This is a genomic window from Streptomyces sp. NPDC034111 (assembly GCF_055575375.1).
Map to the genome: position 1 here is coordinate 419,283 of NZ_JBVIST010000004.1, position 13,349 is coordinate 432,631.

At 70.7% G+C, this 13,349-nt stretch carries 13 protein-coding genes; 3 read left to right on the top strand and 10 right to left on the bottom strand.

Annotated features, from left to right (window positions below):
• Positions 1–6: 6 nt before the first annotated feature.
• From ACZ55A_RS13910 to glmS, 4 genes are all read right to left on the bottom strand, one after another.
• Complete coding sequence (locus ACZ55A_RS13910; protein ID WP_468838834.1) at positions 7–810, bottom strand: L,D-transpeptidase family protein; 804 nt, start codon at positions 808–810, stop codon at positions 7–9.
• Positions 811–930: 120 nt separating this feature from the next.
• Positions 931–2,355, bottom strand: a complete 1,425-nt coding sequence (locus ACZ55A_RS13915; RefSeq protein WP_468838836.1) for an NAD(P)H-hydrate dehydratase — start codon at positions 2,353–2,355, stop codon at positions 931–933.
• Between the two features lie 10 nt (positions 2,356–2,365).
• Positions 2,366–2,734, bottom strand: coding sequence for a holo-ACP synthase (locus ACZ55A_RS13920; protein WP_468838838.1), 369 nt, complete (start codon positions 2,732–2,734; stop codon positions 2,366–2,368).
• Entirely contained in the window at positions 2,731–4,578 is a 1,848-nt protein-coding gene (gene glmS / locus ACZ55A_RS13925) for a glutamine--fructose-6-phosphate transaminase (isomerizing) (RefSeq protein ID WP_468838841.1), read from the bottom strand. The genes ACZ55A_RS13920 and glmS overlap by 4 nt, the downstream gene beginning before the upstream one ends.
• Before the next feature lie 248 nt (positions 4,579–4,826).
• Here glmS and ACZ55A_RS13930 point away from each other — a divergent pair, with 248 nt between their 5' ends.
• The gene (locus tag ACZ55A_RS13930) at positions 4,827–5,759 is read left to right on the top strand and encodes an AEC family transporter (RefSeq protein ID WP_468838844.1); all 933 of its coding nucleotides are present in this window, start codon (positions 4,827–4,829) and stop codon (positions 5,757–5,759) included.
• A gap of 10 nt (positions 5,760–5,769) precedes the next feature.
• Here the strand turns inward: ACZ55A_RS13930 and ACZ55A_RS13935 are convergent, their stop codons facing one another.
• The gene (locus tag ACZ55A_RS13935; protein ID WP_468838847.1) at positions 5,770–6,294 is read right to left on the bottom strand and encodes a CGNR zinc finger domain-containing protein; all 525 of its coding nucleotides are present in this window, start codon (positions 6,292–6,294) and stop codon (positions 5,770–5,772) included.
• Between the two features lie 142 nt (positions 6,295–6,436).
• A complete protein-coding gene (locus ACZ55A_RS13940) occupies positions 6,437–6,715 on the bottom strand; it encodes a hypothetical protein (protein WP_468838850.1) in 279 nt (92 codons plus the stop codon).
• Between the two features lie 192 nt (positions 6,716–6,907).
• On the opposite strand from ACZ55A_RS13940, the gene coaA reads away from it, so the two are divergent.
• Together coaA and ACZ55A_RS13950 are read left to right on the top strand one after the other, a co-directional pair.
• Positions 6,908–7,897, top strand: coding sequence for a type I pantothenate kinase (gene coaA, locus ACZ55A_RS13945; RefSeq protein ID WP_468838853.1), 990 nt, complete (start codon positions 6,908–6,910; stop codon positions 7,895–7,897).
• A gap of 13 nt (positions 7,898–7,910) precedes the next feature.
• On the top strand, positions 7,911–8,852 hold the full coding sequence (locus tag ACZ55A_RS13950) for a DUF389 domain-containing protein (RefSeq protein ID WP_468838856.1): 942 nt from the start codon (positions 7,911–7,913) through the stop codon (positions 8,850–8,852).
• 22 nt (positions 8,853–8,874) lie between these two features.
• Here the strand turns inward: ACZ55A_RS13950 and glmM are convergent, their stop codons facing one another.
• From glmM to ACZ55A_RS13970, 4 genes are all read right to left on the bottom strand, one after another.
• Positions 8,875–10,233 (bottom strand): phosphoglucosamine mutase, encoded by a 1,359-nt coding sequence (gene glmM / locus ACZ55A_RS13955; protein ID WP_468838859.1) that lies wholly within the window; start codon positions 10,231–10,233, stop codon positions 8,875–8,877.
• A gap of 139 nt (positions 10,234–10,372) precedes the next feature.
• A complete protein-coding gene (rpsI, locus tag ACZ55A_RS13960; protein WP_033269690.1) occupies positions 10,373–10,876 on the bottom strand; it encodes a 30S ribosomal protein S9 in 504 nt (167 codons plus the stop codon).
• 44 nt (positions 10,877–10,920) lie between these two features.
• Positions 10,921–11,364: a 50S ribosomal protein L13 gene (gene rplM, locus ACZ55A_RS13965; protein WP_042155907.1), complete on the bottom strand. Its 444-nt coding sequence runs from the start codon at positions 11,362–11,364 to the stop codon at positions 10,921–10,923.
• Between the two features lie 317 nt (positions 11,365–11,681).
• Positions 11,682–13,316 (bottom strand): ABC-F family ATP-binding cassette domain-containing protein, encoded by a 1,635-nt coding sequence (locus ACZ55A_RS13970; protein WP_468838863.1) that lies wholly within the window; start codon positions 13,314–13,316, stop codon positions 11,682–11,684.
• Between the last annotated feature and the right edge of the window lie 33 nt (positions 13,317–13,349).

Sequence of the window (13,349 nt, forward strand, 5' to 3'; positions counted from 1 at the left end):
CCGCCCTCACCCGACGGGTTTCCGCCCCCAGACGTACACCACATCCTGCTTCTTCAGCAGATCCCATAGTTTGCGGGCATCCGACCATGTCAGGTTGATACAGCCGTGCGAGCCGGAGCCCGAGTAGATGTCGTCGTAGACGCCGTGCAGCGCCTCCCCGCGGTCGAAGAACTGTGCGAACGGCATCGGCGTGTGGTACAGGTTCGAGACGTGGCTCCGGCGCCGCAGATAGATCCGGTACGTCCCCGTACGGGTCTCCATCGTCGGCTGGCCGGAGCGGATCGCGACCGGCTCGAAGAGCACCCGCCCGTTCTGCTGCACCCACAGCAGCTGCCGGTTCAGATCCGCGCAGACGGTCCGCTCGACACGGTCCGGGCAGCTTCCGGCCCGGTTGGGGTCCTTCCTCGCCCGCATCAGCCGCACCACGGCACCGGTCACCGGGCCCGCGAAGCCGGTCGCCGGTGCGATGCGGTGGGCCCGCTGGAAGCGCCGGATCGCCCGGCAGTCCCCCGCGCTCTGCCGCCCGTCCACCTCCCGCCCCAGATAGCTCTCGGCCTGCCGCTGGAAGGGTCCGGTGGCGCTGCTGCAACGTGCCGCCCGCGCTCCGCGCCCCGCCTCGGACCGCGGTACGTACTCGATGTGCAGCTGCCGCCCCCGGGGACGGCGGGGCACCGGCCCCTGGGAGCTGCGTCCGGGAACCAGGTCGGAGACCGCGTACGCGGCGGGAGCCGACACCACGGCCGCTGCGGGCGGACCGGCAAGGGGGAACAGCGAGGCGCAGACCAGCAGCGCCACAAAGGTGCGTTTCATGCCCTCACGCATGCCGTGACCGGGGCGCCGCACCGCCCGCCCGGGACGAGGTTCGCCCTGGTGCCCGCGGCATTCCCCCGCGGGGCGTAACGCCTCCGCCGGCTCCCCGCACGGCAGCTGTCAGTCCGTCACATCCCGCCAGGCCCCGTCCAGATGCGCGGCGACCTCCGAGGCGAGGATCGGCGCACCGCCCGGCCCGGCGGCCCGGCGCGCCGCGAGGCCGTGCAGATACGCGCCGACCGAACCGGCGTCGCGCGCCGTCAGGCCGGCGGCGAGCAGCGACCCGGTCAGCCCGGACAGCACATCACCGCTTCCGGCCGTCGCCAGCCAGTTCGTTCCCGTGGGGTTCACCCGGACCGGCCCGTCCGCCTCCGCGACCAGTGTCGTCGAGCCCTTGAGCAGCACCGTGGCGGCGTAGCGGCGCGCCAGCTCCCGTACGGATGCCAGCCGTGCCGCCTCGACCTCGTCGCGGCCGCGGCCGAGCAGCGCCGCCGCCTCCCCGGCGTGCGGGGTGAGCAGCGTCGCGGCGGTCCGCTCGTGGACCCGTTGCGGCGTCAGGAAGCGCAGCCCGTCGGCGTCCACCAGGACCGGCACGTCCGACGCCAGGACGTCGTCCAGCGCATCGGACTCCTCGCCGAGGCCGGGGCCGATCACCCACGCCTGCACCCGGCCCGCCCTGTGCGGCGGTCCGGCGTGCACCAGCGTCTCCGGGAAGCGCGCCAGCACCGCCTCCGCGGCAGGACCGACGTACCGCACCGCCCCCGCACCGCCCCGCAGCGCACCGGCCACCGCCAGCACCGCGGCCCCCGGATAGCGCGCCGACCCGGCGACCACACCGACCACGCCCCGGCGGTACTTGTCGCTCTCGGCCACCGGCCGCGGCAGCAGCTCCGCGACGTCCGCATGCTGCAACGCCTCGAACTCGGCGTCCCCGGGCAGCGAGAGCCCGATGTCCACCAGCCGCAGCGCACCGGCCCGCTCCCGCGCCGGATCGATCAGCAGCCCCGGCTTGTACGCACCGAACGTCACCGTCGCATCGGCCCATACGGCGTCCCCGGCCACCTCGCCGCTGTCCGCATCCACCCCGCTGGGCAGGTCGACCGCCACCACCGGCGCCGACTCCCGTGCCGCCCGGGCGAGTCCGGCGGCGTCGGGACGCAGCCCGCCGCGCCCGCCGATCCCCACGATGCCGTCCACGACCAGATCACACCGGGCGATGTCCCGCAGCGGATCGCCCGAGACCCGTCCGCCGGCCGCCCGCAGCGCGGCGAGCCCGCCCTGGTGCGCCCGTTCGGGCGAGAGCAGCACCGCGACCACCCCGGCGCCCCGCCGCGCCAGCCGGGCGCCGGCATACAGCGCGTCCCCGCCGTTGTCCCCGCTGCCCACCAACAGCACCACCCGGCTGCCGTACACCCGCCCCAGCAACTCCCCGCAGGCGACGGCCAGTCCGGCCGCCGCCCGATGCATCAGGGCTCCTTCGGGCAGCCGGGCCATCAGCTCACGCTCGGCGGCCCGCACGGTCTGAACGCTGTAGGCAGTCCTCATACCGCCAGTCTCACCCCTCGGCGATCACCACGGCGGAAGCGACCCCGGCGTCATGGCTCAGCGAGACGTGCCACGACCGCACACCCAGCGCGGCCGCGCGCGCCTCCACCGTGCCCCGTACCCGCAGCCGCGGGCGCCCGCTGTCCTCGACGTACACCTCGGCATCCGTCCAGTGCAGCCCGGCCGGCGCCCCGAGCGCCTTGGCCACCGCCTCCTTGGCGGCGAACCGCGCGGCCAGGGAGGCGATACCGCGCCGCTCACCGCTCGGCAGCGTCAGCTCCGTGGGGATGAACAACCGGTGCGCCAGCTCCGGCGTACGGTCCAGCGCGGCGCCGAAGCGGTCGATCTCGGCGACGTCGATCCCGACCCCGATGATCACTCCACCGTCACCGACTTGGCGAGGTTGCGCGGCTGGTCGACCTCGTTGCCGCGGGCGGTGGCCAGTTCGCAGGCGAAGACCTGCAACGGGACGGTGGAGACCAGCGGCTGGAGCAGCACCGGCGTACGCGGGATCCGTACGAGGTGGTCGGCGTACGGCACCACCGCCTCGTCCCCCTCCTCCGCGATCACAATGGTCCGCGCCCCCCGCGCCCGGATCTCCTGGATGTTCGACACGATCTTGTCGTGCAGCACGGACCGCCCGCGCGGCGACGGCACCACGACGACGACCGGCAGATCGTCCTCGATCAGCGCGATCGGGCCGTGCTTGAGCTCACCGGCCGCGAACCCCTCGGCGTGCATGTACGCGAGCTCCTTGAGCTTCAACGCGCCCTCCAGCGCCACCGGGTAGCCCACGTGCCGGCCGAGGAACAGCACGGTGTTCTTGTCGGCGAGGCCGCGCGCCAGCTCCCGCACCGGCTCCATCGTCGCGAGCACCTGCTCGACCTGCGTCCCGATCGCCGCCAGCTCCCGCACCACGGCCCGGATCTCGTCGCCCCACTTCGTGCCCCGTACCTGCGCGAGGTAGAGCGCCACCAGATAGCAGGCCACCAGCTGCGTCAGAAACGCCTTCGTGGACGCCACCGCGACCTCGGGCCCGGCGTGCGTGTAGAGCACCGCATCCGACTCCCGCGGGATCGTCGACCCGTTCGTATTGCAGATGGCCAGCACCTTCGAGCCCTGCTCACGCGCATGCCGCAACGCCATCAGCGTGTCCATCGTCTCGCCGGACTGACTGATCGCGATCACCAGCGTCCGCCGGTCCAGGATCGGGTCCCGGTAGCGGAATTCACTCGCCAGCTCCGTCTCACACGGGATCCGCGTCCAGTGCTCGATCGCGTACTTGGCGATCATGCCCGCGTGGTACGCCGTCCCGCACGCCACGATGACGACCTTGTCGACCTCGCGCAGCACCTCCGGCGGGATCCGCACCTCGTCCAGGGAGAGCACCCCCGACGCGTCGATCCGCCCCAACAGCGTGTCCGCGACGGCCTTCGGCTGCTCCGCGATCTCCTTCAGCATGAAGTAGTCGTAACCGCCCTTCTCGGCGGCCGACGCGTCCCAGTCGACGTGGTACTCCCGTACCTCCGCCGGCGCCCCGTCGAAGTCGGTGACCGTCACCCCGTCCCGGCGCAGCTCGACGACCTGGTCCTGCCCCAGCTCGACGGCTTCCCTCGTATGCGCGATGAACGCCGCCACATCCGACGCGAGGAAGGCCTCACCGTCCCCCACGCCCACCACCAACGGCGAGTTCCGCCGCGCCCCGACCACCACGTCCGGCTCGTCCGCATGCACCGCGACCAGCGTGAACGCACCCTCCAGCCGCCGGCACACCTGCCGCATCGCCTCGGCCAGCTCACCGCACGACGAGTAGGCCTCGGCGAGCAGGTGCGCGACCACCTCGGTGTCCGTCTCGGACATCAACTGGTGCCCGCGGTCGGTGAGTTCGGCGCGCAACCCGGCGAAGTTCTCGATGATGCCGTTGTGCACGACCGAGACCCGCCCCGCGTTGTCCAGATGCGGATGGGCGTTCTCGTCGGTCGGCCCGCCGTGGGTGGCCCACCGGGTGTGCCCGATCCCGGTCGACCCGGACGGCAGCGGACGGTCCGCCAGCTCCTTCTCCAGGTTGGCGAGTTTCCCGGCCTTCTTGGCCGCCGCCAGCCCACCATCGGCCAGTACGGCCACCCCCGCCGAGTCATACCCCCGGTACTCCAACCGCTTCAGCCCGGCCAGCACGACGTCAAGGGCGCTCTGCCCACCCACATATCCCACGATTCCGCACATGGAGGCAGCCTACGCCGCGGGCCTTCGCAGGGTCCGCGGCGTACCGCGCGTACTGCGGATCAGCCGCCGAAGCGGCCTTCCTTCAGCACATGTCGGGAGTCCGGCCTGCTGAGTCCCTGCACGGTAATCCTGTAATGGTTGTCATGCCTCGCGGTATTACATCAGCCTGTCGGCATGCACTCTTCGACACCCAGTGCCCAAGGCACTGACTCTTCCCACCCCCACCAGCGAGACAGATCGGCCACCGGTTGCGGGATCCCGGCGTGATCGCACTGACCGTCAAGGCGCTGATTCCGGTCATCCTGCTGATTGCGCTGGGCTACGTGCTCAAGCGATTGATGATCACGTCCGAGGGTTTCTGGTCCGAAGCCGAGCGCCTCAGCTATCACGTGCTGCTGCCGGCTCTGTTCCTGCACAGCCTGGCGACGGCCGACACCGGCGATCTGCCGGTACCGGCTCTGGCAGGCACTCTGGTCGCGTCCACGGTGGCAGTCGCCGTGCTGGTCATCGCCTTCAGGCCCATGATGCGACTGAAGGACGACGGCTTTACCTCGGTCTTCCAGGGCAGCGTCAGGTTCAACAACTACATCGGCGTGACGATCGCCGCGGGCCTGTACGGCACCCAGGGCGTCGCCACCGCCGCGGTCTGCAATGCGGCGATCGTGCCCACGGTCAATGTCTTGTGCGTGCTGGTCTTCGCGCGGTTCGGGAGCGCACGCCTGCGCCTTACGAGCATCGTCAAACAGCTCGTGACCAACCCGCTCATCCTCGCCTGCGCCGGAGGCATCCTCCTTCAGGCACTCGATCTGCGCCCGCCGCCGGGCATCGAGCCGGCGCTCCAGTCACTCGGAGCCGCCTCGATGCCGATGGGGCTGCTGTGCATCGGCGCCGCGCTGCGTTTCGGTGCGGCACGGTCGTGGGCGGCACCGATCCTCACGTCATCGTCCGTCAAGTTCGCCCTCATGCCTGCCGCGACCTTCCTGGCGGCTCAGATGGTCGGCCTGGGCTCCCAGGCGCTGATCATCGCCGTGCTCTTCCAGGCTCTGCCCACGGCATCGTCCTCGTACATCATGGCGAGGCAACTCGGCGGCGACGCACCGCTGATGGCCGGGATAACCGCGACACAGACACTTCTGGGCATCGCCGCCGTCCCGCTCGTCCTGGCACTGGTCTCGGCATAGCGGCGGCAACCTAGCGCCGCTTCATGCGGTGGCGGCGGACCGCATCGGTGTTGGCACAGCGCGCGCAGCAGTAGGCGCGGCGACCGCTGCGGCTGGTGTCGACGAAGGCGGTCCGGCAGGAGTCCAGCGCGCAGACGCCCAGCCGTTCCCCCACGGCCTCCATGGTGAAGATGGCCAGAGCTCCCGCGGTCACGGCTTTCACACGGCTTTGGACATCCTTGCCGTCCGGTGCGAAGTGCAGATGCGGCCGCAAGTCGTCGTGCGTGGTCAGGTACACGCTGCCGGCGCCGTCGGCGAGCAGAGCGTTGATCATCTCGCACCGTTCGTCCTGCGAGGCAGCCTCGAAAACGAGCCGCAACCGCCGCGACCACGCCCTGATCTCCTCACCGGCCGGGCCAGTAACACGCGAACGCCGGATCGCATGCTCCTGCAGTGCCCGTTCCAGTGCCCCGGACTCCCAGGAACCACTCGACTCGAGATTCACCAGCGACACGGCCAGGTGGACCCCGACCATGTTGTCATGCTCAAACTTCACTCAACCATTGCAGCACATGCCGGTCAGCCGGGCGGTGCTTCGTCGCAGCCTCCTCGCGGATCGACTGCTCAGCGATCGCCCGGGCCGGTCACACCCCTGACTGATCCGACACCGAGTTGAGGGTGTCGGCCGCCTCGCGCCCTCAATACCCCCGAGCTATCCGATGGTGCGCCTCGCGCACCGTCTCCAGGAACTCCTCGTCGGCCTCGGTGTCCGTGCCGGGGCCGCCGGGCGGCTCGTAGCGTTCCAGGAAGTCGGCGAGGTCCTCGCCCAGATCCTCGTCCGGCAGCTCCTCGGCCAGTTCGGCGTAGACCCGCGCGGCAAAACCCTCCGACGCGGTGCACACCCCCTGGCCCTCGGCCGCGCTCATCTGCCTCCCCCGGGTCCGCAGTCGCAGCAGACCGGCCTTGCGCGCTCGCACACCCACCCCCTGTCTTGTCCGCGGCCCCCCGCGGGGGCCTCCCCGCCGCCGACGGTACCGGGCAAACCCCCTCGGGTACAGACACGCAGGTGGTGAAGCACCCAAGCCCGCCTCGACGGACATAGGCCCGCATCGACGCCCCGACGGACACCCCGAGATGAACGGCGTATTGCAGCTGCGCACAATGGGCGCGTGCCCTCGACGACCGATCCGCAGCAGCGACGCCGCGCCGACAGCTCGCCGTACGTCGATCTGACGCGCGCGCAATGGAGCGCCCTCAGGGAGAAGACCCCCCTGCCCCTGACGGCCGAAGAGGTCGAACGGCTGCGCGGACTGGGCGACGTCATCGACCTCGACGAGGTACGCGACGTCTACCTCCCGCTCTCCCGGCTCCTCAATCTCTACGTCGGCGCGACCAGCAATCTGCGCGGCGCCCTGAACACCTTCCTGGGCGACGCGGGGGGCGGCCAGGGCTCCCAGCCCGGTACCCCGTTCGTCATAGGGGTGGCGGGCAGCGTCGCGGTCGGGAAGTCCACCACCGCCCGGCTGCTCCAGGCGCTGCTGGCCCGCTGGCCCGAGCACCCCCGTGTCGAGCTGGTCACCACCGACGGGTTCCTGTTCCCCAATGCGGAGTTGCACCGGCGGGGGCTGATGTCCCGCAAGGGCTTCCCCGAGTCGTACGACCGCCGGGCGCTGACCCGCTTCGTCGCCGATGTGAAGGCGGGCAGGGCGGAGGTCACCGCCCCCGTCTACTCCCACCTGATCTACGACATCGTGCCCGGCGAACGGCTCACCGTGCACCGCCCCGACATCCTCATCGTCGAGGGGCTCAACGTCCTCCAGCCCGCACTGCCCGGCAAGGACGGCCGCACCCGCCTCGGTCTCGCCGACTTCTTCGACTTCTCCGTCTACGTCGACGCCCGCACCGAGGACATCGAGCAGTGGTACCTCGGCCGCTTCCGGAAACTGCGCGAGACCGCCTTCCAGAACCCGTTCTCGTACTTCCGCAAGTACACCCAGGTGTCGGAGGAGGAGGCGCTGGACTACGCGCGGATGATGTGGCGGACCATCAACAAGCCCAATCTCCAGCAGAACGTGGCCCCCACGCGCGGCCGCGCCAACCTGGTGCTCCGCAAGGGCCCGGACCACAAGGTGCAGCGGCTGTCGCTGCGGAAGCTCTGAGAGGGACGTACGCATGCTGCATCTGCGCCTGATGGTGCCCGCCGACCGTACGGACGACGTGGTCAGGCTGCTGGAGTCGACCGTCGGAACGACCCATCTCGCGGTGCTGGCCGGAGCCGCCAGGGATCCGCAGGGCGATGTCGTGCTGTGCGACGTGGCCAGGGAGGCCGGGGACGGGCTGCTGGCCAAGCTGCGGGCGATGGACCTGGACAAGACCGGTTCGATCGCGATCGAGCACATCGATCTGTCGCTGTCGCTGCGCGCGGAGCGGGCGGAGGAGGAGGCCCCCGGCGAGGGCGTCGACGCCGTGCTGTGGGAGTCGCTGACCGACGCCACGCACGAGGAGTCGACGCTCTCCGTCACCTACCTGGCGTTCCTGACGCTCGCCACGATGATCGCGGCCTGCGGTGTGGTCCTCGACAACGCGATCCTGATCGTCGGCGCGATGGCCGTGGGGCCGGAGTTCGGTCCGCTGGCCGGCTTCTGCACCGCACTGGTCCAGCGCGCACCGCGGCTGGCCTGGCGCTCTCTGACGGCGCTGCTCGTCGGGTTCGCGGTGGCGATGGCGGTGACCGTCGGCTTCAGTCTGTTCATGGATGCGGTGGGGCTGTTCCACATCGAGGCGTTGGACGCCAAGCGGCCGAACACCAACTTCATCTACCGGCCCGACTGGTTCTCGTTCGTCGTCGCGGTGCTCGCCGGCATCGCCGGGGTGCTCTCGCTGACCTCGGCCAAATCGGGCGCCCTGGTCGGCGTGGCCATCTCCGTGACCACCGTCCCGGCCGCCGCCAACGCCGCGGTCGCCCTCGGCTACGGGGAGTACGGCCAGGCCTGGCACTCCATGGAGCAGCTGCTGCTGAACCTGGCGGGCATCGTCATCGCCGGCACGCTGACCCTGGCCACCCAGAAGGCCCTCTGGGCCCGGCACGACACGGGCCCGGCACCCCGCAGTTAGCGGAGAGCCGGGCCCCGTAGCACTACCCCAGCGCGGACTTCACCGCATCGGCCAGGCGCTCCGCCACCGACCGGGCCTGCTCGATGTCCGCGGCCTCCACCATGACGCGGACCAGCGGCTCCGTACCGGACGGGCGCAGCAGCACCCGGCCTGTGGCGCCCAGGTCCCGCTCCGCCTCGGCGACCGCCGCGGTCAGCTCGGGCGAGGTGGCGACCCGCGACCTGTCGACGTCGGGGACGTTGATGAGGATCTGCGGCAGCCGCTCCATGACGCCCACCAGCTCGCCGAGCGAACGGCCCGTGGCGGCGACCCGGGCCGCCAGCATCAGACCGGTCAGCGTGCCGTCGCCGGTGGTGGCGTGGTCGAGCACGATGACGTGCCCGGACTGCTCGCCGCCCAGCGCGAAGCCGTGCGCCTTCATCTCCTCCAGGACGTACCGGTCGCCGACCGCGGTCTGTACGAGGTCGATGCCCTCGCGCTCCATGGCCAGCTTGAAGCCCAGGTTGGACATGACGGTGGCCACGACGGTGTTCTTGCGCAGCGCCCCCGCCTCGCGCATGCCCAGCGCGAGCACGGCCAGGATCTGGTCACCGTCGACCTCGTTGCCGGCGCCGTCCACGGCCAGGCAGCGGTCCGCGTCGCCGTCGTGGGCGACACCCAGGTCAGCGCCGTGCTCGACGACCGCAGCGCGCAGCTGCGCGAGGTGGGTGGAGCCGCAGCCGTCGTTGATGTTCAGGCCGTCGGGGTCGGTGCCGATGGTGATGACCTCGGCGCCGGCCCGGGCGAACGCCTCGGGCGAGACCCGCGCCGCCGCGCCGTGCGCACCGTCGATGACGATCTTCAGCCCGTCGAGCCGGTTGGGCAGTACGCCGACCAGATGCGCGACGTAGTTGTCGAAGCCCTCGTCGTAGACGGTGACCCGGCCCACGCCGGCACCGGTCGGCCGCTCCCACGGCTCACCGGAGCTGTGCGCGCGGTAGGTCTTCTCGATCCGGTCCTCCAGCTCGTCGGCGAGCTTGTGGCCGCCACGGGCGAAGAACTTGATGCCGTTGTCGGGCATCGGGTTGTGGCTGGCGGAGAGCATCACGCCGAGGTCCGCCCCCAGCGCCCCGGTCAGATACGCGACCGCCGGGGTCGGCAGGACGCCCACCCGCAGGACATCCACACCGGCACTGGCCAGCCCGGCGACGACCGCTGCCTCCAGGAACTCCCCGGACGCGCGTGGATCGCGTCCGACCACCGCCACCGGGCGGTGCCCTTCGAAGGTGCCCGCTTCGGCCAGTACGTGTGCCGCCGCGACCGACAGACCGAGCGCCAGCTCTGCCGTCAGGTCCGCATTGGCGACGCCACGCACACCGTCCGTGCCGAAGAGTCGTCCCACTGGTGTCCTCCGAGTTGTCGAGCTTGGACCAGAGCGTTGAATCCAGGTATACGCCCCTGGTCCCGGATAGCCGAACGCCCCGGCAGCACGGAGGTGCCACCGGGGCGTACGCCGAGAGCTGCATGGTGCAGCGCGCGGATTAGCGCTTGCTGTACTGCGGCGCCTTACGGGCCTTCTTCAGACCGGCCTTCTTGCGCTCGACCGCACGGTCGTCACGCTTGAGGAACCCGGCCTTCTTCAGCGCGGGGCGGTTGTTGTCCACGTCCGCCTCGTTCAGCGCACGGGCCACGCCCAGGCGCAGCGCACCGGCCTGGCCGGAGATGCCGCCGCCGGAGATGCGGGCGATGACGTCGTAGCGGTTGTCGAGCTCGAGCACCTTGAAGGGCTCGTTGACTTCCTGCTGGTGCACCTTGTTGGGGAAGTAGCCCTCAAGGGTGCGGCCGTTGATCTTCCACTGGCCGGTGCCCGGGACGATCCGGACGCGGGCGATGGCGTTCTTGCGGCGGCCCAGGCCGGCGGCCGGCTGCGGGTCACCGAAGCGGGAAGCGAGGGACTCGGAGGTGTACTCCGACTCCACGACCTCGGTCTCGGTGGTGTACTCCTCGACCTCGTCCAGCGGGGTCTCGGGGGTGGTCTCAGCCACGATGCTCCTCAGATTCTCTCTGTCGTCTTAGGGGGTGGCCGGACTTACTGCGCGACCTGGGTGATCTCGAACGGGACCGGCTGCTGCGCAGCGTGCGGGTGCTCGGCGCCCGCGTAGACCTTCAGCTTCGAGAGCATCTGACGGCCGAGGGTGTTCTTGGGGAGCATGCCCTTGATGGCCTTCTCGACGGCCTTCTCGGGGTTCTTGTCGAGCAGCTCGTCGTAGCGGACCGAGCGCAGACCACCCGGGAAACCGGAGTGGCGGTAGGCCATCTTCTGGGTCCGCTTGTTGCCGGACAGGTGCACCTTGTCGGCGTTGACGATGATGACGAAGTCACCCATGTCAACGTGCGGCGCGTAGACCGGCTTGTGCTTACCCCGCAGGAGGGACGCGGCCTGGCTGGCCAGACGGCCCAGGACAACGTCCTGCGCGTCAATGATGTGCCACTGGCGCTGGACATCGCCGGGCTTGGGGCTGAACGTACGCACGTCTTAGCCTTCGCTTCTTCAGTGAATGGGTCCTGTACTGGTCACCACGGCTGATCACACAGCAGGGCGGCACTACGGGTGACGCAACCCGATCGTCCGCCGCTGGTCATCGGCCCGGTGGCCGGCGTAAGGGCCCCTCACGTGAGATAGAGCAAGCCAATACGCATAACGAACTGGCAGAATACCGGGCCTTGCCCAGCCGGGTCAAAACGCACCCGGACAAGCGTCCGGTCGCGACCCGCCGTATGCTCCGCGGTCCCCTCCATTGTCACCACCCGCGGGCCGGGAGTCACCTCCCCACCGCCCCGTCGCCCCGCCTACCGCTCCCGGGCGACCCGCCGCTCGTCCCAGACCGGCCCGGGCGACTCACGCACCACCCCGTCCGCACCGAACACCAGGAAGCGGTCGAAGGACCGGGCGAACCACCGGTCGTGCGTCACCGCCACCACCGTCCCCTCATACGCCTCCAGCCCCTCCTGCAACGCCTCCGCCGACTCCAGGTCCAGGTTGTCGGTCGGCTCGTCCAGCAGCAGCGCCGTGGTGCCCGCCAGCTCCAGCAGCAGGATCTGGAAACGGGCCTGCTGACCGCCCGAGAGCCGGTCGAAGCGCTGCTCGGCCTGCTTCTCCAGCTCGTAGCGGCGCAGCGCGGACATCGCCTGCCCCTTGTCCCTGGCGTGCTCGGTCCACAGGATGTCGAGCAGGGTGCGGCCCATCAGCTCGGGGTGGGCATGGGTCTGCGCGAAGTGGCCGGGCACCACGCGGGCGCCCAGCTTCCAGCTGCCCGTGTGGGCCACCGGATTCTCGGTGTCCCCGGCCAGCAGCCGCAGGAAGTGCGATTTGCCGGAGCCGTTGGAGCCGAGGACCGCGACCCGCTCGCCGTAGAAGATCTCCAGGGAGAACGGCTTCATCAGACCGGTCAGCTCCAGGTTTTCGCAGGTCACCGCCCGTACGCCGGTACGCCCGCCGCGCAGCCGCATGGTGATCTCCTGCTCGCGCGGCGGCTCGGGCGGCGGCCCGGCCTCCTCGAACTTCCGCAGCCTGGTCTGCGCCGCCGCATAGCGCGAGGCCATCTCATGGCTGACCGAGGCCGCCTGCCGCAGCGAGACCACCAGCTTCTTGAGCTGGGCATGCTTCTCGTCCCAGCGCCGGCGCAGCTCCTCGAAGCGGGCGAAGCGCTCCTTGCGCGCCTGGTGGTAGGTGTCGAAGCCGCCGCCGTGCACCCAGACGTCGGAGCCCGCAGGACCCGGCTCGACACTGACGATCTTCTCCGCGGCCCGGGCCAGCAGCTCCCGGTCGTGCGAGACGAACAGCACCGTCTTACGGGTGGCCCGCAGCTGCTCCTCCAGCCAGCGCTTCCCCGGCACGTCCAGATAGTTGTCCGGCTCGTCCAGCAGCAGCACCTCGTCGGTGCCCCTCAGCAGCGACTCCAGCACCAGCCGCTTCTGCTCCCCGCCGCTGAGCGTGCGCACCTGCCGCCACTGGGCCTTCTCGTACGGCATCCCCAGCGCCGCCGTCGTGCACATGTCCCAGACCGTCTCGGCCTCGTAGCCCCGCGCCTCGGCCCAGTCGCTGAGCGCCTGCGCATACGCCATCTGCGCGGCCTCGTCGTCGTCCTCGGCCGTCATCAGGGCCAGCTCGGCGGCGTCCACCGCGGCCGCCGCCTCCCGGATCCGCGGCCGGTCGACCGAGACCAGCAGGTCACGGACCGTACGGTCGTCCCGTACGGAGCCCACGAACTGCGGCATCACGCCCAGCCCGCCGCTGACCGTCACCGCCCCGCCGTGCGGCTGGAGCTCCCCGGCGATCAGCCGCAGCAGCGTCGTCTTGCCCGCGCCGTTGGCCCCCACCAGCGCGACCGAGGTCCCCTCCCCCACCCGGAAGGACACGTCCCCCAGCAGGACCCTCCCGTCCGGGAGGTAGTACTCCAGATGCCCCGCTTCGAGATGTCCCATGGGCGGGATTGTGACCGGCCGCCGGGCGTTCCA

What these genes read in the sequence shown, in the direction of transcription:
- ACZ55A_RS13910 (WP_468838834.1), bottom strand. Translation starts at nt 810, where the DNA reads ATGAAACGCACCTTTGTGGCGCTGCTGGTCTGCGCCTCGCTGTTCCCC.
- ACZ55A_RS13915 (WP_468838836.1), bottom strand. Translation starts at nt 2,355, where the DNA reads ATGAGGACTGCCTACAGCGTTCAGACCGTGCGGGCCGCCGAGCGTGAG.
- glmS (WP_468838841.1), bottom strand. Translation starts at nt 4,578, where the DNA reads ATGTGCGGAATCGTGGGATATGTGGGTGGGCAGAGCGCCCTTGACGTC.
- ACZ55A_RS13950 (WP_468838856.1), top strand. Translation starts at nt 7,911, where the DNA reads ATGCTGCATCTGCGCCTGATGGTGCCCGCCGACCGTACGGACGACGTG.
- ACZ55A_RS13970 (WP_468838863.1), bottom strand. Translation starts at nt 13,316, where the DNA reads ATGGGACATCTCGAAGCGGGGCATCTGGAGTACTACCTCCCGGACGGG.